General features: G+C 67.3%; 14 protein-coding genes and 1 riboswitch. Of the genes, 9 read left to right on the plus strand and 5 right to left on the minus strand.

Annotation, left to right across the window (positions count from 1 at the left end; all coding sequences use genetic code 11):
* Positions 1-110 precede the first annotated feature (110 nt).
* The gene (locus BIZ42_RS04830; protein WP_070425718.1) at positions 111-3,659 is read right to left on the minus strand and encodes an ATP-binding protein; all 3,549 of its coding nucleotides are present in this window, start codon (positions 3,657-3,659) and stop codon (positions 111-113) included.
* 195 nt (positions 3,660-3,854) lie between these two features.
* Here BIZ42_RS04830 and BIZ42_RS04835 point away from each other — a divergent pair, with 195 nt between their 5' ends.
* Genes BIZ42_RS04835 through BIZ42_RS04845 form a run of 3 tightly spaced genes read left to right on the plus strand, consistent with a single transcriptional unit; the run spans position 3,855 to position 5,706 of the window.
* A complete protein-coding gene (locus BIZ42_RS04835) occupies positions 3,855-4,568 on the plus strand; it encodes a YceI family protein (protein WP_070425719.1) in 714 nt (237 codons plus the stop codon).
* Positions 4,565-5,137, plus strand: a complete 573-nt coding sequence (locus BIZ42_RS04840) for a cytochrome b (RefSeq protein WP_070425720.1) — start codon at positions 4,565-4,567, stop codon at positions 5,135-5,137. The genes BIZ42_RS04835 and BIZ42_RS04840 overlap by 4 nt, the downstream gene beginning before the upstream one ends.
* A 2-nt stretch (positions 5,138-5,139) precedes the next feature.
* Positions 5,140-5,706 (plus strand): YceI family protein, encoded by a 567-nt coding sequence (locus BIZ42_RS04845; protein ID WP_019186059.1) that lies wholly within the window; start codon positions 5,140-5,142, stop codon positions 5,704-5,706.
* A gap of 80 nt (positions 5,707-5,786) precedes the next feature.
* On the opposite strand, the gene BIZ42_RS04850 is transcribed toward BIZ42_RS04845, so the two are convergent.
* Positions 5,787-6,005 (minus strand): glutaredoxin family protein, encoded by a 219-nt coding sequence (locus BIZ42_RS04850; protein ID WP_070425721.1) that lies wholly within the window; start codon positions 6,003-6,005, stop codon positions 5,787-5,789.
* Between the two features lie 97 nt (positions 6,006-6,102).
* Here BIZ42_RS04850 and BIZ42_RS04855 point away from each other — a divergent pair, with 97 nt between their 5' ends.
* Both BIZ42_RS04855 and BIZ42_RS04860 read left to right on the plus strand, forming a co-directional pair.
* Complete coding sequence (locus tag BIZ42_RS04855) at positions 6,103-7,485, plus strand: L-serine ammonia-lyase (RefSeq protein ID WP_019185097.1); 1,383 nt, start codon at positions 6,103-6,105, stop codon at positions 7,483-7,485.
* 112 nt (positions 7,486-7,597) lie between these two features.
* Positions 7,598-8,599 (plus strand): alpha/beta hydrolase, encoded by a 1,002-nt coding sequence (locus BIZ42_RS04860; RefSeq protein WP_070425722.1) that lies wholly within the window; start codon positions 7,598-7,600, stop codon positions 8,597-8,599.
* A gap of 118 nt (positions 8,600-8,717) precedes the next feature.
* On the opposite strand, the gene BIZ42_RS04865 is transcribed toward BIZ42_RS04860, so the two are convergent.
* From BIZ42_RS04865 to BIZ42_RS04875, 3 genes are read right to left on the minus strand one after another with little or no spacing between them, the layout of a single operon-like run.
* A complete protein-coding gene (locus tag BIZ42_RS04865) occupies positions 8,718-9,785 on the minus strand; it encodes a homoserine dehydrogenase (protein ID WP_070425723.1) in 1,068 nt (355 codons plus the stop codon).
* Positions 9,782-11,026 carry an O-succinylhomoserine (thiol)-lyase gene (locus tag BIZ42_RS04870; protein ID WP_070425724.1) on the minus strand — a complete coding sequence of 415 codons (1,245 nt, stop codon included), beginning with the start codon at positions 11,024-11,026 and terminating at the stop codon, positions 9,782-9,784. Before BIZ42_RS04870 ends, BIZ42_RS04865 begins: the two co-directional genes overlap by 4 nt.
* Positions 11,023-12,054 (minus strand): homoserine O-succinyltransferase, encoded by a 1,032-nt coding sequence (locus BIZ42_RS04875; RefSeq protein WP_070425725.1) that lies wholly within the window; start codon positions 12,052-12,054, stop codon positions 11,023-11,025. The genes BIZ42_RS04870 and BIZ42_RS04875 overlap by 4 nt, the downstream gene beginning before the upstream one ends.
* 78 nt (positions 12,055-12,132) lie before the next feature.
* Positions 12,133-12,253, minus strand: a riboswitch (SAM riboswitch).
* A gap of 117 nt (positions 12,254-12,370) precedes the next feature.
* On the opposite strand from BIZ42_RS04875, the gene BIZ42_RS04880 reads away from it, so the two are divergent.
* The 4 genes from BIZ42_RS04880 to BIZ42_RS04895 all read left to right on the plus strand — a co-directional run bounded on the left by BIZ42_RS04880 (position 12,371) and on the right by BIZ42_RS04895 (position 17,957).
* Positions 12,371-13,273, plus strand: a complete 903-nt coding sequence (locus tag BIZ42_RS04880; RefSeq protein WP_083279788.1) for a M23 family metallopeptidase — start codon at positions 12,371-12,373, stop codon at positions 13,271-13,273.
* 75 nt (positions 13,274-13,348) lie between these two features.
* Complete coding sequence (locus BIZ42_RS04885) at positions 13,349-14,953, plus strand: peptide chain release factor 3 (protein WP_070425727.1); 1,605 nt, start codon at positions 13,349-13,351, stop codon at positions 14,951-14,953.
* Between the two features lie 100 nt (positions 14,954-15,053).
* The gene (locus tag BIZ42_RS04890; RefSeq protein WP_026070085.1) at positions 15,054-15,692 is read left to right on the plus strand and encodes a hemolysin III family protein; all 639 of its coding nucleotides are present in this window, start codon (positions 15,054-15,056) and stop codon (positions 15,690-15,692) included.
* A gap of 282 nt (positions 15,693-15,974) precedes the next feature.
* A complete protein-coding gene (locus BIZ42_RS04895; RefSeq protein ID WP_070425728.1) occupies positions 15,975-17,957 on the plus strand; it encodes an AsmA family protein in 1,983 nt (660 codons plus the stop codon).
* Positions 17,958-17,961 lie beyond the last annotated feature (4 nt).

Below are 17,961 nucleotides of genomic sequence, written 5' to 3' on the forward strand. Positions count from 1 at the left end.
GGCTGGCAGGATCTGGACCCGGTCACAGTCCGATCAATCAAATTTCAGATCAAAAAAGAAACTACGAGGCATGGCATTGATCGCACCGGTGCGCGCTGTGCATCGGCTGATCAGTGTCGGGGCGACTTCCCGGCGCGCGCCTGCACGATCGCATCGATCAGCATGTCACCGGTCACCGGCTTGCGCAGGAAACCGTTGAATCCGGCCGCCAGCACCTGCTGCTCGGCGTAGGCATCCGAGCGTGCGGTCACCGCGATCAGGGGCAGCTCATAGCCCATCGCACGCAGTTGTCCGGCGATCGCGATGCCGTCCAGCGCCGGCAGGTCCAGGTCCAGCAGACCCACATCGAAGCGGCCTGCCGCCACCTCGGACAACGCCGCCAGGCCGTGCAGCACGTGCACCACCTCGTGCCCGCGCGAGCGCAGCAGCCCGGCGATGACATCGGCCACGGTGGCATCGTCCTCGACCAGCAGGATGCGCAGCGGCGGCAGTTGCGTGCGCGTGTCATGGCCCGCCTCACGCGGCGTGCCGAGCGGCTGTACGGTCCAGGGCAATGGCAGCGATACGGTGAATCGGGCGCCATCGCCCAGCCGGCTGTCGATCTCGATCCGGCCGCCCATCGCCACCGCCAGTTCCTGGCAGATCGCCAGGCCCAGGCCACTGCCACCGTAGCGCGATGCGGTCCGTGGGCCATCGGCCTGTTCAAAGCGATGGAACAACCGTTCCTGCTGGTCCTGGTTGATGCCCGGCCCCGTATCGGAGACCTCGAAAATGATCGCGCGACCCTCCTCGCCCAGTTCGACCCCCAGGCCGACATGGCCATGCTCGGTAAACTTGATCGCATTGCCGAGCAGGTTCATCAGGATCTGCCGCACACGCATCTCATCGCCGCTGACCTGCACTGGACCCGGCAGGTTGAAGCTGCGTTCGAACGCCAGCCCACGGTGGTGGGCCATCGGTTCCATCAAGGCTTCCACCTGCTCCAGCAACGACATCAGATCGAACGGACGCAGATCCAGCTCCAGCCGCCCTGCCTCGATGCGGGCCAGGTCCAGCGCGTCGTTGACCAGCCGCAGCAGATGTTTGCCGGCATGCTGGATCGAGCCGGCATACCCCCGCTGCACCTCATCCAGTGGGGTCGACAGCAGCAGTTCGCTCATGCCCAGCACGCCGGTCATCGGTGTGCGCACTTCGTGCCCCAGGGTGGCCAGGAAGCGGCTCTTGGCCTGTGACGCCTGCTCGGCCAACTGTTGTTTGTGCACCGTCAGCTGCCATTGCTGGCGACGGCGCAGGCGCGCACGTGCGACGTACGCCAGCGCGGCGATCCCGATCAGGCCCAGCAGCACATAGCCCACGATCGCCCAGCCACTGCGCCACCATGGCGGGCGAACCTCCAGGTCCAGCGTGCTGGGCGGCGTCCACGCGCCGTGCGGCGTCGCGGCCTGCACCTCGATGCGATAGTGCCCGGCGGGCAGGCGCGACAACAGCCGTTCGCCGTCGGCCGCCTGCATCACCCAGTTCTGGTCATAGCCGGACACCCGGTAGCGGTAGCGGTTGCCATGCGGGTTGGCGAACGACAGCAGGCGCGCGGACACGATCAGGTCGCGGTCCTGCGGGCCCAGCACGATCGGTGCCTGCGGCGGCAGCATCTGCTGGCCCTCGGCATCGTCACGACGCACCTGCACGCTGTCGATCACCAACTGCGATGGCGGCAGCACCATGTCCGCCGCGTCCGGATCGAAACCAACCAGCCCGGTCGCGGTCACTGCCAGCACCCGGCCGTCGCGTGTCTGCACGGGCGGGCGATTGCTGAACTCCACATCGGGCAAGCCGTCGCGTTCGCCATACAGCCGCAATCGACGTTCGCTGCCCTGCCAGCACACCAGGCCGCGTGGCGTGGTCGCCCATACCTGCCCGTGGCTGCCCAGCGCGAGCCCGCCCATCGACACCGCCGGCATCCCTTCGGCCGCGCCGACGCGTTCGCGCAGGCTCATGCTGAGCCCGTCCCAGCGGTACCGTTCCAGCGCGCCCTGGCGCGCCAGCCAGAGTTCATCCGGGCCCGTCCAGGCGGCATCGTAGATGCTGCCGCGGGAAATCCCGGGCACCTGTTCGAAACGGTCGTTGCGCCAGCGCATCAGCCCCATCTGGTCGCCCATCACCCAGAGCTGCCCGCGCGGATCGAACACCATCTGCTCGACCGGATTCTCGGTCAGCCCGCGGTTCTGGTCGTTGCGGATCGTATCGAGCACGTTGCCGCGGGCGTCGCGGCGCTGGATGCCGAAGTTCATGATCGACAGCCACAGCTCGCCATCCGGTGCCTGCCGGATCAGATCGATGCGCTGGCGTACATCGGCGCCACCGCCGATCTTCCACTCGCGCAACGTGCCGGTGGCCGGCTGGTACAGATTCAGACGGCCCGCGCGACCGATCCACACGGCGCCGTCCTCGCGGGGCAACAGCGACCACGCCGCGCCCACCCCGATCTGTTTGTCGTCGGCGATCTGGCGCAGCTGCCCCTGCACATCGAGACGGTAGAGCCCGTGCGCGCCGGAAATGTAGAAGTCGTCCCCCGCCGCTGCCGCGCCCAGCAGGTACACACTGTCCAACGGCTTGCCGTCGAGCTGGTACCAGCTGGAGAAACGCTTCCAGTCCGGGGGGAGGTAGGCCAGTCCCTGGGTCAGCATCGCCACCCACAGGCCGCCTTCATGATCCTGCAGCATGTCCAGCACGCCACTGCGCGCGGTCAGGAAGCCACTGCCGGCATCACCGGCGAGCAGCCGCGCGGTGCTGGCATCGCCGCGGTAAAGACCATCGGCGGTGCCCAGCCAATAGCCGCCGTTGCGGTCGTGGATCACCGTGGCCGCACGTACATCGGCGCTGAGCTTCCAGGGCGCCGGACGGGCCTGGTCATCGGCACCGATCTCGAACAGCCCGCCTTCGGTGCCCGCCCAGACCGTGCCATCGGGCTCGCGGGTCAGGCGGAACACGCTCTTGCCGCCCAGCAGGGCCGGCGCGATCCGGGTGAAACCCTCGCCATCCCAGCGGGCGACACCGTTGGAGGTCCCCACCCAGACCCGCCCCTGCGGATCGGCCAACAGAGTGTAGATGGTGTTGTCGGGCAGACTGCGCGGATCGCTCGGGTCGGCCTGGTACCTGACCAGCGCCCCGTCTTCGCTGCGCCGGCATATGCCGTGCTGGTTGGTGCCGATCCACAGCGACTGCGCGGCATAGGCCAGCGACCAGAACTGGCCCTCGCACGCCTCGCTCAGGGCGGTAAAGCGGGTGAACGCCGTCCGGTCCGGACCCAGCATGCCCAGGCCAGCACCATTGCTGCCCACCCAGACGCGGTCCAGCGGATCGATCAGCAGTGTTTCCACCTCGTTGCCGGGAAGCGAGCCGGGGTCGGCCGGATCATTGCGCCACACCCGCAGGCCGACGCCGTCCACGCGGGCCAGGCCGTCATCGGTGCCGGCCCAGATGTAGCCCTGGCGATCCTGGGCCAGGGCCAGCACCATGCGCGACGGCATGCCCTCGGCCGCGCCCAGGCGGCGCAAGCGTGGCGTTTCCGCCGATATCCCTGCGGCTTCCAACACTGACGGCACTGCGCACAACCACAGCCCCAACAGCACGATGCCTGCACCCCAGCGGCGCGTGCTCATCGATCCGGTCTCCCTGTTGGTGCGGATTGTCACACAGCGATCAGGACGGTGTCCGCATTCCGGGCCGACGGCCGTGGATGGAACGGGCTGTTTCCGTCCTGCACAGGGAACACGGCACGGGCGCCACGTGCTGTTGTCGGCCGCACCACGATCTGTTGCAGCCATGACGCTGCATCCCATGACACGGCTGTGCGTATGATCGCCCCAGACCCTCATGGAGCCAGCGCCTTGCTCAAGCGCCTGACCCTTTCGCTGCTGTTGTCGGCCCTGCCGCTGCTCGCCATCGCCGCCCCCGACAGCTACCGCCTCGACCCGGTGCATACCCGCGTGCTGTTCGCGGTGGAGCATGCCGGCTTCTCCCACGCACTGGGCACCGTGTCCGGCAGCGAAGGCGTGCTGGTGTTCGACCCGGACGACTGGCGCACGGCACGCCTGGAGGTCAGCGTGCCGATCCGGCGCCTGGACCTGGGCGATGACAAATGGAACAAGGCCACGCTGGCGCGCAACCTGCTCGACGGTGAGCGTTTCCCGGAAGCGCGGTTCGTCTCGACCCGGGTCGAACCGATCGATCCGACCCACGCCAACGTGATCGGCCAGCTCACCGTGCGCGGGGTGACCCGCGAGGTCACGCTGGCGGTCACCCTGAACGCGCTCAAGCGTCATCCGCTGCCGCCGTTCCGCCGCACCGCCGGTTTCTCGGCCACCGCCACACTCAGCCGCAGTGCCTTCGGCGTGGATGGCTGGGCCTCGATGATCGGCGATGACGTGCAGCTGCGGATCGAAGCGGAGGCCGTGCGCGATCGCAGCGCGAGCGAGCCGGGCGATCCTGCCCCTGCCGATGTGCCGGGAACTCCGGCCCCGCCGATCGACTCAGATACCCCACAGCCGGTCCAGGAGACCACGCCATGACCGCCAAGAACACCCCGACCCGCTGGGGCGGCGTCAGCCAGACCCTGCACTGGCTCATCGCCGTACTGATCCTCGCCCTGGGCATCGTCGGGCTGACCATGGGCGAACTGCCCAAAACCCCGAAGTACTTCTGGGTCTACACCATGCACAAATCGATCGGCATCACCGTGCTGGCGCTGGTGGTGACCCGGCTGCTGTGGCGGCTGTACGCCGGCGCCCCGCAACCGGTGCCGGGCACGCCAACCTGGCAGGAACGCGTCGCCTCGGCCACGCACTGGCTGCTGTACGTGCTGATGTTCGCCATTCCGCTGTCAGGCTGGCTGTACGACTCGGCCAGCGGCCTGCGCCCGTTCCGTTGGTTCGGCCTGGTCGATGTGCCCAAACTCAGCCCGCCCGATGAACGTGTCACCCAGATCTCCCACGCCATCCACGAGTGGGGCTTCTGGGTGCTGATCGCGGTGGTCGTCGCCCATGCCAGTGCTGCGCTTTACCACCATTTTTACCAACGCGATGCCACGCTTGCGCGCATGCTCCCGCAGCGCTGGCTTGCCTCCCCCCAGAAGGATTGACCATGAACATCAAGCTCACCTCTCCCGCCGCGGTCGCCGCCGCCCTGGCCGGCCTGCTGGCCACCGCCCCGGTGCTGGCCGCCGATTACGTGCAGGCGCCCGGCTCGGTGCTGGCCTTTGCCACCAAGTACGACGGTGAAGTGTTCACCGGCACCTTCCCCGGCTTCGACACCAGGATCAGCTTCGATCCGGCCAAGCTGGACGATGCCAAGCTGGAAGTGACCATTCCGCTGGCCAGCGCCAAGAGTGGCAACAGCGACCGCGACTCGACCCTGCAGGGCGCGGACTTCTTCAACGTGGGCAAGTTCGCCCAGGCCAAGTACAGCGCCACCAAGTTCCGTTCGCTGGGCAACAACCAGTACGCCGCGGACGGCACCCTGGAGCTGCGCGGCGTCAGCAAGCCGGTCACGCTCACCTTCACCTGGACCCCGGGCGCGCAGCCGGTGCTGGCCGGCAAGGCGACGGTCAAGCGCCTGGACTTCGGTGTGGGCGGCGGCGACTGGGCCGACACCAAGACCATCCCGAACGAGACCGCGATCAGCACCAAGGTCGTATTGAAAGCAAAATAAGCCGCGCCGGCTACAGGTAGAGCCGACCGTTGGTCGGCTGCCGCAACGATGATCCCCGGGCAGCCGACCAACGGTCGGCTTTACCGGATCCAGGCTTCTACCGCCGCCACGTCGAACGGCCAGTCCAGTTCCCGGCCCCGTGCATCGCGCAACACCGGCACCCGGAGCCCGTAGCGGGGCTCCAGCGCGGCATCGTCATCGATGAACACACTGTCCAGATCGGCCACCCGGGCCTGGGCCAGCACCGCCAGGGCCTGGTCGCACAAATGGCAGTCATCACGCTGGAACAAGGTAAACACCGGCCCACCCGCCTTGGGAAATGTTGCGCCGCACTCAAGGCTGGCGCCTGCGACAGCATAGAATAGCGCTCCATCCGATACCCGCAGTTTGGCAATCATGGCTGTCAGCACGTTCGACGTTTTCAAGATCGGCATTGGCCCGAGTTCTTCCCACACCGTGGGACCGATGAAGGCTGCCGAACGTTTCGTGCACCGCTGGCTGCTCGATCCGGGCCATCTGCAGGACGTGGTGCGCATCCGCGCCGACGTCTACGGTTCGCTGGCCCTGACCGGCCGTGGCCATGGCACCGACAAGGCGGTGCTGCTCGGGCTGGAAGGCCAGCGCCCGAACCTGATCGATCCGGACATCATCCCCGAGACCCTGGAGCGGATCCGCAGCAGCAAGCGGATCCGTCTGATGGGCCAGCACGAGATCGCCTTCGACGAGAAGCGCGACCTGGGCCTGAACAAGCGCCAGAAACTGCCGTACCACACCAACGGCATGCGCTTCACTGCCTACGGCGCCGATGAGCAGGTGATCGCCACGCGCGACTACTACTCCGTCGGTGGCGGCTTCGTGGTCAACCAGGACGATGCGGCCGATGACCGGATCGTGCCCGATGAAACCCCGCTGCCCTATCCGTTCAAGAGCGGCGACGAGCTGCTTGCCCAGACCGCACGCAGTGGCTTGAGCATCGCCCAGATGATGTTCGAGAACGAGAAGTGCTGGCGTACCGAAGACGAGATCCGCGAGAGCCTGCGTGAAATCTGGAGCGCCATGCAGGCCTGCGTGGCACGCGGCATCCGCCAGGAAGGCACCCTGCCCGGCGGCCTGCATGTCTCCCGCCGCGCACCGGCGCTGTACCGCGAGCTGTCCTCCAAGCCCGAAGCGGCGATGCGCGACCCGTTGACCACCCTAGACTGGGTCAACCTGTACGCGCTGGCGGTGAACGAAGAAAACGCCGCCGGTGGCCGCGTGGTCACCGCCCCGACCAACGGCGCCGCCGGCGTGCTGCCGGCCGTGCTGCATTACTTCGACCGCTTCTGCCCCGGTGCCAACGAACAGCGCGTGTTCGATTTCCTGCTGACCTCGGCGGCGATCGGCATCCTGTACAAGGAAAACGCCTCGATCTCCGGTGCCGAAGTAGGCTGCCAGGGTGAAGTGGGCGTGGCCTGCTCGATGGCCGCCGGCGGCCTGGTCGCCGCGCTCGGCGGCAACCCGAGCCAGATCGAGAATGCCGCCGAGATCGGCATGGAACACAACCTCGGCCTGACCTGCGATCCAATCGGTGGCCTGGTGCAGATTCCCTGCATCGAACGCAACGCGATGGGCGCGGTGAAGGCGATCAACGCCTCGCGCATGGCGATGCGCGGCGATGGCAAGCACAAGGTCTCGCTGGACAAGGTCATCAAGACCATGCGCGACACCGGCCGCGACATGCAGGACAAGTACAAGGAAACCAGCCGCGGCGGGCTGGCGGTCAACGTCATCGAGTGCTGATCCGCCGCCCCCGGATGTAGAGCCGACCGTTGGTCGGCTGCTCCCGGTCGCATCATCGGCACCCCTGCACGGCCACTCCGGTACAGTCGTACTTCCCCCGATGGAGACCGCCATGCGCATCCTGGCCGCCGCCCTGCTCGCCTGCCTGCCGCTGACCACCCTCGCCGCCGACACCTACGGCCCGCGGCTGGAAGGCTTCGACTACCCCTATCCGGTCAAGATCTTCCGGTTCGAGTCCCAGCGCCAGCCACTGGAGATGGCGTACATCGACGTGCCCGCCGGCGGCAAAGGGTTCGCCGGTACGGTCGTGCTGCTGCACGGGAAGAATTTCTGCGCGGCTACCTGGAAGGACACCATCGCAGCACTGAGCGCGGCCGGCTACCGGGTGATCGCCCCGGACCAGATCGGCTTCTGCAAATCGAGCAAGCCCGAACGCTACCAGTACTCGTTCGGCCAGCTGGCCGCCAATACCGAAGCGCTGCTGGAGCACCTGGGCTACGGTGAGGGCAAGCTGCACATCGTCGGCCATTCGATGGGCGGCATGTTGGCGGCACGCTTCGCGTTGATGTATCCCCAGCGCTTGCTCAGCCTGTCACTGGTCAACCCGATCGGACTGGAAGACTGGAAGGCCAAGGGCGTGCCGTGGCGCAGTATCGATGCCTGGTATGCGGGCGAGTTGAAGACCAGCTTCGACAGCATCAGGAAGTACCAGCTGGACGTTTATTACAACGGGCAGTGGAAGCCCGAGTACGAGCAGTGGGTGCGCATGCAGTCGCGCATGTACGACGGCCCCGGCAAACAGGCAGTGGCGTGGAGCCAGGCGCTGACCTCGGACATGGTGTTCAACCAGCCCGTCGTCTATGAACTGCCGAAACTCACGGTCCCGACCACCTTGTTCATCGGCCAGACCGACCGCACCGCGATCGGCCGTGACCTCGCGCCGCCCGCGCTGAAAGCGACGCTGGGCAACTACCCTGCGCTGGGCAGGGCGGCGGCCGCGGCGATTCCCGGCGCCACCCTGGTGAGCTTCGAGGACCTGGGCCACTCGCCGCAGGTGCAGGATCCGGCCCGGTTCAATGCGGCACTGCTGAAGGCGATCTCACCACACGACTGACCTGCCCACCCCCCGGTAGTGCCACGCCATGCGTGGCAGCAGCCGTCCTCACCCTTATCCGCCGACGCAGCCAGCCCACCCTGGCGCTACCGCGTGCCTTGGTGGGATCGCGCGGCAATCAGCCCCGCACGATCGCCAGCACGTCGTCCAGCAATGCGGCGGCGGTGACTTCCGCGCCGGCGCCCGGCCCCTGGATCAACAGCGGCTGGGCGTGATACCGATCGCTATGAATCGCCACCCGGTTGTCAGTCTGTGCACCGCCGGCCAGCGGATGGTCACGCGGGAGCACACGCAGCCCCACCGACGCACCCTCGTGATCGAAGCCGCCGACGAAACGCAGGCAACCGCCCTGCTCGCTGGCCTGCCGCCAATACTGCTGCAGCGGGGCATCCAGCAGTGACAGCTGGGCCAACGCATCGGCCGGCGGCAACACCGCCAGCGCGTCGGGCACCAGTGAGGCGACCTGCACCTGCTCGGCACGCAATGCGATGCCGCTGGCGCGCGCCAGGATCAGCAGTTTGCGACGGACATCTTCACCGGACAGATCCACACGCGGGTCCGGCTCGGTGTACCCGGCGCCCGCTGCCTCACGCACCCACGCAGAAAACGGACGCTGGCCATCGTAGTGATGGAACAGCCATGCCAGCGAACCGGACAGCACGCCCTCCACGCGATGGATGCGGTCGCCACCGGCAACCAGCGCGCGCAGGCTGCTCAGCAGCGGCAGGCCAGCCCCCACCGTCGCACTGTCGCCGTAGCGCGCGTCGCCCTGCTGCCCGCTGTCGGCGATGGCCTGGGCACGTGCGAGCTGCGCACCCTGGCCGAGCTTGTTGGCGGTCACCACGTGCACGCCACGCGCCAACCACTGCTCGTGCCAGTTGGCGACCTCGTCACTGGCCGTCGCATCGACCACCACGTCACCGCGCTGCAGGCCCTCGGCTTCCGCCCAGGGCTGCAGTGTCACCGCACCGCGTGCGGCCAGGTTGGCCTGGGCAAGTTCGTGCGCGGGGGCCTGTTCGCAGGTGCGCGCCGTGCGTGAATTGGCCAGCCAGGAAAACGACGGCAGCGTGACGCCACGGTGCTGCAACGAGGCATACCGTTCCACGAAAGCGGTGCCGACCGTGCCGGTGCCGAGCAGCGCCAGTTTCCGGTTGGCAACCAGCGGTAGATTCAGCACCGCGCTCATGCATCCACCTGTTTACGGCGCTGCACGTCGCGGTGCTGATCGATCACGACCTGGGCGCGTTCCAGCCCGGCCTGCAGATCGGCCACCAGATCCTCCGGCGATTCAATGCCGACCGACAGGCGCAGCAGCCCTTCGCTGATGCCGGCATGCGCGCGCGCTTCCGGAGTCATCGCTGCATGGGTCATGGTGGCCGGGTGCGCGACCAGGCTCTCGACGCCGCCCAGCGATTCGGCCAGGGTGAAACAGCGCAGGCCATCGACGAAGGCGCGCACCGCCGCGTGCGGATCATCGCCCGGGCACGAGGCCAGTTCGAAGGACAGCATCGCACCGAAGCCGCTCTGCTGGCGCGCCGCGATGGCATGGCCGGGATGATCGGCCAGGCCGGGGTAGTACACGCTGGCCACCGCATCGCTGGCGGTGAGCAGATCGACCACGGCCACCGTGTTTTCCTGGTGCGCGCGCAGCCGTGCACCGAGCGTGCGCAGGCCACGCAGGGTCAGGAACGCATCGAACGGCGAGCCGGTCAGGCCCAGTGCGTTGGCCCACCACACCAGCTGCTCGTGCACCGCCGGATCGCGCGCGACCACCGCGCCGCCGACCACATCGCTGTGCCCGTTGATGTACTTGGTGGTGGAGTGCAGCACCAGGTCGGCACCGAAGCTGATCGGCTGCTGCAGCGCCGGCGACAGGAAGGTATTGTCGACGACGACCTTGGCACCGGCCTTGTGCGCGGCGTCGATCACGAAGCGCAGATCGGTGATGCGCAGCAGCGGGTTGGACGGGGTTTCGATCAGCACCAGCGTCGGCGACTGCGCCAGTGCATCGGCCAGCGAGCGCGGATCGGTCAGGTCGGCGGTGATCAGGCCGAAGTGCCCCTTCTTCGCCAGCGCATTGAACAGGCGCCAGCTGCCGCCGTACGCATCATGCGGCACCACCAGGGTATCGCCGGGCTGCAGCAGCGCATTGAGCACCAGGTTGATCGCGCCCATGCCGGTGGACGTGATCACGCCACCGGCGCCCCCCTCCAGTTCGGCCAGCGCTTCACCCAGCAGATCACGGGTGGGGTTGCCGCTGCGCGTGTAGTCGTACTGGCGCTTGTTGCCGAAGCCATCGAAGCTGAAGTTCGAGGACAGCACGATCGGCGGGGTCACCGCGCCATGGGCGGTGTCACGGTCGATGCCGGCACGCACGGCGGCGGTGACGCGGCTACAGGACGGCTCGGTACCAGCGGAACGGCTCATGCGGTTTCTCCGGGGGATCGAAAAGCGGTGGCGAGGATCGCGTCGATGCGATCGGTTTCTTTCAGGAAGGCGTCGTGGCCATACGGGGAGCGCAGCACGCGCAGGCTGCCGCGCGGGCCCAGCCCTTCCACCAGACCGACGCAGTCGGCCAGCGGGACCAGGCGATCGCCTTCCACGGCGACCACGACGGTCGGGACCTGGATGGCGGTCGGGTCGATGCGGTGCAGGTCGATCGATTCGGACAGGCGCAGGTAGGCATCGACCGGCGTGCGGGCCACGTACTGCGCACCGGCGGCATCCAGGTAGTCCTCGGCGGCAACGCGCACGCGGCCATTGACCACTTCCGGTGCGGCATCGAAGCGTTCACCGAACTCTTCCGGCGTGCGGTAGCTGAGCATGGCGAACTGGCGCGCCAGCGACAGCCCGTGGCTTTCGGCGCACTGCAACTGGCCAAGCGCGACCGCGCGACGCTGCAGCGCGCGCCAGGCGGCGGCATACGGATGCGGGCGGTGCGCGCCGCTCACCGCAATCAGCTTCTGCAGGCGCTGGCGGTGGCGGAGCGCGAACTGCTGGCCAACCAGCGCACCGTAGGAGTAACCGACGAAGCACTGCAGGCGGGCGATGCCAAGATGATCGAGCAGCAGGGCCAGCGCGTCGGCCTGGTCGGCAGTATCGATCGGCAGGTCCAGCGCGCCGTCGGCACCAATGAAATCGAACGCCAGGATCCGCAGCGAGGCCGGATCCAGCGCGCGGCCCGGGGCCACCAGGCCTTCGGCCCAGCCCTTTTCCGGAAATTCGGCATTGGCCGCCACGTGGCGGTGGGCGGAGATGCCACCGGCCAGCACCACCACCGGCGCGTCGGCGCGGCCCACGATTTCGTAGCGCAGCCGCACCGGCCGCGGTCCACCGTGACGCATCGACAGCACCGCCGCGATATCGCCGCGCACGGCGTTCAGCCCGGCGTCGACGGGGACGCTGAGCGGGGCGAAAGTTTCGGTGGCGGCAGGGGCGGCGGTGGCGAAGCTCATGGCGGTATCCAAAGGAGGAAAGCGGCCATCGAGCTTTCGCGGAGCTCGCGTTCGAAGCGCACGCACGGTGCACGGTTCGAACCATCTTTCGGAAGACACCAACGGTCTCCGCAGGATTTGGCACCTACGCAGGTCGCTTTCGCGTCTGCGGGCTGCCCCGGCTTCAAAGGGCCTGTCCCTCTGCCGGTCTCGATGGTGCAGCCACGATGCCAGCGCCTTTGGCTGATGTCAATCCCTTCATCGGCATGAAGAGATATATATTCCAGATCATCATCAGTCACGCATACTCCATCTTCCCTGCTTACCGGCGAATGCCTTGCGCTGCCTGCGTCTGCCCGCACTGACCGTGTTGATCCTGGCGGCGCTGAACGCCTGGGCCGGCCCGGGCGCAAACTGGCGGGACGGCTGGCGGATCGACCGGCCGACGCCCGCCACCGCCGTCCAACCGGCCGGCCAGGCAGGTGCGCCGGCCTTGGCGGTGCTGACCCTGGAGGGGGAAGGCGACCGTTGGCAGGCACGCGTCGACAACCGCCTGGCGGGGCCGGTCCAGGTCGCACTGGCATCCTCACCCGGTGCCCCCGCCCTGCCGGGGCTCCCCGTGCAGACCGTGGTGGCCGCTTCGGCCAGCGTCGTGGTGGTCCACGTCCAGCCGCCGGCCGGCACGACGACGATCCGGCTGGCGCTGACCGCCGTTCCCGGCGATCCCACCGCCCGCCCGCAGGACGTGGCCTACCAACTGCCGTTTGACGCCGCCCGCATCCAGGTCAGCCAGGCGCCGCAGGGTCGTTTCAGCCACGGCGACGCGGAAAACCGCGACGCCATCGACTTCGCGCTGCCCGAGGGCACGGCCGTGCTCGCGGCGCGGGCGGGAACCGTCATGCAGGTCCAGACTGATTTCCAGGGCAATGGCCAGGACCGCGACCACGATCTGGGCCGGGCCAACCTGGTGCGGGTGCTGCACGAGGACGGCAGCATGGCCGTGTACGCCCACCTGCAGCACAACGGCGCGCTGGTCCGCCAGGGCGAGCAGGTCCAGGCCGGGCAGCGCATCGGCCTGTCGGGCAATACCGGCTACAGCGCCGCGCCGCATCTGCATTTCGCAGTCCAGGTCAATGCAGGGATGCGGCTGCGCTCGATTCCGGCCCGGATTGTCAGCCCGCAGGGCGAGCTGCGCTTCGCCCGCGCCGCCGATGAGACCGGGGCGTCCGCCCTTCACTGACCCCGGTCATGCCCGCCCCCGCTATACTGGGCGGCTCATCTCCATGAAAAGCGCCCCGGGCGGGCGCGTCACGCCATGTCCGAAGTCGCTACCGAAGCTGCGCGCCGCCGCACCTTCGCCATCATTTCCCATCCTGACGCCGGCAAGACCACGCTGACCGAAAAGCTGCTGCTGTTCGGCGGTGCGATCCAGATGGCCGGTTCGGTCAAGGGACGCAAGGCCGCGCGCCATGCGACCTCCGACTGGATGGCGCTGGAAAAAGAGCGCGGCATCTCGGTGACCTCCTCGGTGATGCAGTTCCCGTACGAAGGCAAGATCGTCAACCTGCTTGATACCCCCGGCCACGCCGACTTCGGCGAGGACACCTACCGCGTGCTCACCGCGGTGGACTCGGCGCTGATGGTGATCGACGTGGCCAAGGGCGTGGAAGAGCGCACCATCAAGCTGATGGAAGTCTGCCGGCTGCGCGACACGCCGATCATGACCTTCATCAACAAGCTCGACCGCGAGGGCAAGGAGCCGATCGATCTGCTGGATGAAGTGGAAAGCGTGCTGGGCATCCAGTGCGCACCCGTGACCTGGCCGATCGGCATGGGCCAGCGCCTGAAGGGCGTGGTCCACCTGATCAGCGGCGAAGTGCACCTGTATGAGCAGGGCCGCAACTTCACCCGCCAGGATTCGACCATCTTCCCCTCGATCGATTCGCCTGGGCTGGCCGAGAAGATCGGTGAGCGCATGCTGGCCGATCTGCGCGACGAGCTGGAGCTGGTGCAGGGCGCCAGCCATCCCTTCGACGTGGAGGCCTACCTGGCCGGCAAGCAGACGCCGGTGTTCTTCGGTTCGGGCGTGAACAACTTCGGCGTGCAGCCGCTGCTGGACTTCTTCGTCGAGCACGCGCCCTCGCCGCAGCCGCGCGCCACCACCGGCCGGGTGATCGCGCCGGAGGAAAACAAGCTGACCGGTTTCGTGTTCAAGATCCAGGCGAACATGGACCCGCAGCACCGCGACCGCGTCGCGTTCATGCGGGTGTGCTCGGGCCGTTTCGTGGCCGGCATGAAGACCTTCCATGTGCGCACCGGCAAGGAAATGAAGCTGGCCAATGCGCTGACCTTCATGGCCAGCGACCGCGAGATCGCCGCCGAGGCGTGGCCGGGCGATGTGATCGGCATCCACAACCACGGCACGATCTCCATCGGTGACACCTTCACCGAAGGCGAAGCGGTCAGCTTCACGGGCATCCCGAACTTCGCGCCGGAACTGTTCCGCCGCGCACGCCTGCGCGATCCGCTCAAGCTCAAGCAGCTGCAGAAGGGCCTGGCGCAGCTGTCCGAAGAGGGTGCCACCCAGTTCTTCCGCCCGCTGATGAGCAACGACCTGATCCTGGGCGCGGTGGGTGTGCTGCAGTTCGATGTGGCGGCATACCGCCTGAAGGATGAGTACGGCGTGGAAGCGACCTTCGAGCCGGTCAGCGTGACCACGGCGCGCTGGGTCACCTGCAACAACGAAAAGAAGCTGGAAGAGTTCCGCGAGAAGAACGCGGGCAACCTCAGCATCGACGCCGCCGGGCAGCTGGTGTACCTGGCACCGACCCGGGTCAATCTGCAGCTGGCCCAGGAACGTGCGCCGGACGTGCGCTTCGCGGCGACGCGCGAAGCGGCGCACAGCGTCTCGGTCGGCTGATCGCGCGACCGCGCTGCCGGCTGAACAGGCGCGCGTGCATGCGCGCGCCATCGCGGCGATGATAGGGGGGAGCGGGCTCCCCCTCCCCGCATCTCCCATCATCGCCATGACCTCTGTCGTTTCCGTTCGAGAAGAAATCGCCAGCGCCCTGACCCACGGGCTTGGCGCCGTCGCTGCACTGGCCGGTAGTGCGGTGCTGATCACCCTGGCCGCCATCTATGGCGACGGTTGGCAGTTGGCCAGCGCGATCGTGTTCGGGGTGGCACTGCTGCTGTTGTACACGGCCTCGACGCTCTACCACGCGATCCAGCATCCGATCGCGAAGGGCCGGCTGAAGGTGTTCGATCACTGTGCGATCTACCTGCTGATCGCCGGCACCTATACGCCGTTCACGCTGATCGGCCTGCGCGGCCCCTGGGGCTGGGGGATGTTCACTGCGATCTGGGCGCTGGCGCTGTTCGGGGTGGTCTTCAAGTTGTTCTATACGGGCCGGTTCAAGCTGCTCTCGACGATCATCTATATCGCGATGGGCTGGATGGTGATGGTGGCGATCAAGCCGATGTGGAACTCGTTGGATGCGTGGACGCTGGGGTGGCTGTTGGCCGGCGGCGTGTTCTATACGCTGGGGACGGTGTTCTATCACCGGGAGTCGGTGCCGTATTCGCATGCGATCTGGCATCTGTTCGTGATCGGCGGGAGTGTGTGCCACTTCGTTGCGGTGACGGCGCAGATTCTTTGAGTGTTGTTTTCCTGCAGTAAGAGCATCGGCAACGACACCAGCAACAGCAACAGCAACAGCGGCAGAAGCAGCGAAAGCGAAAGCAGCCAAGGCTTCAGGCATGCGCCAGGCTGGGGCGGCACGGGTGGGTTGGCGCGCACGGAAAGGTCAACGGCATGGCTGTCTGATCCAGTACTGTCCGCGCCATGCGCCGGGTGGTTGAAGGCAATCCTCCAGCCACCCTGACACTACGCTTACCAATGCTTCGCGCTGCCTGCACGATGCAAGGGCAACCATGGGGATGTGAATACTGTCCCCTCCCCTGCTCCGTCCGATGCCGCTTCCCGTTCCCGCTGGCACTGGCGCCGTCCTGGCAAGCGGGGGCAGCGGTGGCTGGCGATTCTCGTGTTTCTGTTCGCGGCACTGTTGATCCTGATCGCGTTGTGGGACTGGAACTGGTTCAAGGGGCCGGTCGAACGGGCGGTGCAGGCCAAGACCGGGCGGGAGTTCCATATCAATGGGAATCTGGATGTCGATCTGGGCCGGGTGACGACCGTGCGAGGCGATGGGCTGACGTTCGCGAATGCGACCTGGGCCAAGCAGCCGCAGATGGCGACGGCGGATCGGGCAGAGATCGATCTGCGGGTGTGGCCCTTGCTGCGCGGGCAGGTGCGGATTCCGGAGATCCGCTTGACGCGGCCGGATCTGCTGCTGGAAACCGCGCCGGGGAAGAATCAGCCGGGCAACTGGGATTTCCTGGGCCCGAGCGACGGTGACCCGCCGGTGCTGCAACGGTTGCTGATCGAAGATGGGCGCCTGCAGTTCAAGGACACGGCCGGCAGGACGGATGTGCTGGTTTCGCTCAACAGCGGCAAGCCGCGGGACAAGGACAGTGGCCCACCATTGCTGGTGAAGGGCAAGGGACGCTGGCAGGGCAATCCATTCTCGCTCAATGGCAATACCGAGTCGCCGCTGGAGCTGACCAATACGGGGCATCCTTTCCGCATCCATCTGGATGGGCGCGCGGGGAACACGCATGCGATCGCCAGCGGCACGCTCACCAATCCCTTCCAGCTGCGGGTATTCGATCTGGAGCTGATGCTGAGCGGTCAGGACATGGAGGATCTGTTCCCGCTGATCGGCGTGGCGATGCCGTCCACGCCGCCGTACAAGCTCAAGGGCCGCTTGAAGCGCAACAACGCGGTCTGGCGCTATGAGTCGTTCACCGGCACCGCCGGCGACAGTGACCTGGGCGGGACCGCGCAGATCGATGTCAGTGGCGAGCGCCCATTCCTGACCGCGGATCTGGTCTCCAAGCGGCTGGACTTCGACGATCTGGCCGGCTTCATCGGGGCACCGCCGAAGACCGGTGCCGGAGAGTCGGCCAATGCCGAGCAGAAGGCCAAGGCGGCCGCGCTGGCGGCCAGTGCCAAGGTGTTGCCGGACACGCCGTACAACCTGTCCAAACTGCGTGCGATGGACGCCGACGTGCGCTGGAAGGCGCAGCGCATCAATTCGCCGACGCTGCCGCTGGATGACATGGATGCCCACCTCAAGCTCAATGACGGGCTGCTGCGCCTGGAGCCGTTGAACTTCGGCGTGGCCGGCGGCGACATCCGCAGTACGATCCGCATGGATGCGCGCAAGCAGGCGATCTCCACGCAGTTGCAGGCCACCATCCGCAAGGTGCAGCTGGGCAAGCTGTTCCCTGATGCGAAGCTGGCCGAACAGGCCTCCGGCGGCATCAGTGGCGACGTCAAACTGACCGGCCAGGGCAACTCCGTCGCGGCGATGCTGGGCAGCTCTGATGGCACCGTGGCGGTCGGGATCGGCCGCGGCCATGTCGGCAATCTGATCATGGAACTGGCCGGCCTGGATGTCGCCGAATCACTGAAGTTCCTGTTCACCGGCGACAAGCAGATTCCGCTGCGCTGCGCGTGGGGCGACTTCGGTGTCGACAACGGCGTGATGCAGTCGCGCTCGCTGGCCTTCGATACCACCGATACGTTGATCGTCGGCGAAGGCAAGGTCGATCTGAAACAGGAGCAGCTGGACCTGCTGCTGCGCCCGCGCCCGAAGGACATGAGCATTCTGGCGCTGCGCTCGCCGCTGCGCATCGGCGGCACCTTCAAGGATCCCTCGTTCCGCCCGGACTTCAAGGCGCTGGGCATCCGTGGGGCGATCGCGCTGGCGCTGGGCAGCATCGCTCCGCCTGCCGCGCTGCTGGCCACCATCGAGACCGGCCCGGGCGAGGACAGCAACTGCGGCGGCCGTTACGCCAAGTAAGCGC

Source organism: Stenotrophomonas sp. LM091 (assembly GCF_001806305.1).
Lineage (GTDB): Bacteria > Pseudomonadota > Gammaproteobacteria > Xanthomonadales > Xanthomonadaceae > Stenotrophomonas > Stenotrophomonas bentonitica_A.

Coding starts and splice junctions, on each gene's coding strand:
- BIZ42_RS04830 (WP_070425718.1), bottom strand. CDS start 3,659: ATGAGCACGCGCCGCTGGGGTGCAGGCATCGTGCTGTTGGGGCTGTGG.
- BIZ42_RS04835 (WP_070425719.1), top strand. CDS start 3,855: ATGATCGCCCCAGACCCTCATGGAGCCAGCGCCTTGCTCAAGCGCCTG.
- BIZ42_RS04840 (WP_070425720.1), top strand. CDS start 4,565: ATGACCGCCAAGAACACCCCGACCCGCTGGGGCGGCGTCAGCCAGACC.
- BIZ42_RS04845 (WP_019186059.1), top strand. CDS start 5,140: ATGAACATCAAGCTCACCTCTCCCGCCGCGGTCGCCGCCGCCCTGGCC.
- BIZ42_RS04855 (WP_019185097.1), top strand. CDS start 6,103: ATGGCTGTCAGCACGTTCGACGTTTTCAAGATCGGCATTGGCCCGAGT.
- BIZ42_RS04860 (WP_070425722.1), top strand. CDS start 7,598: ATGCGCATCCTGGCCGCCGCCCTGCTCGCCTGCCTGCCGCTGACCACC.
- BIZ42_RS04865 (WP_070425723.1), bottom strand. CDS start 9,785: ATGAGCGCGGTGCTGAATCTACCGCTGGTTGCCAACCGGAAACTGGCG.
- BIZ42_RS04870 (WP_070425724.1), bottom strand. CDS start 11,026: ATGAGCCGTTCCGCTGGTACCGAGCCGTCCTGTAGCCGCGTCACCGCC.
- BIZ42_RS04875 (WP_070425725.1), bottom strand. CDS start 12,054: ATGAGCTTCGCCACCGCCGCCCCTGCCGCCACCGAAACTTTCGCCCCG.
- BIZ42_RS04885 (WP_070425727.1), top strand. CDS start 13,349: ATGTCCGAAGTCGCTACCGAAGCTGCGCGCCGCCGCACCTTCGCCATC.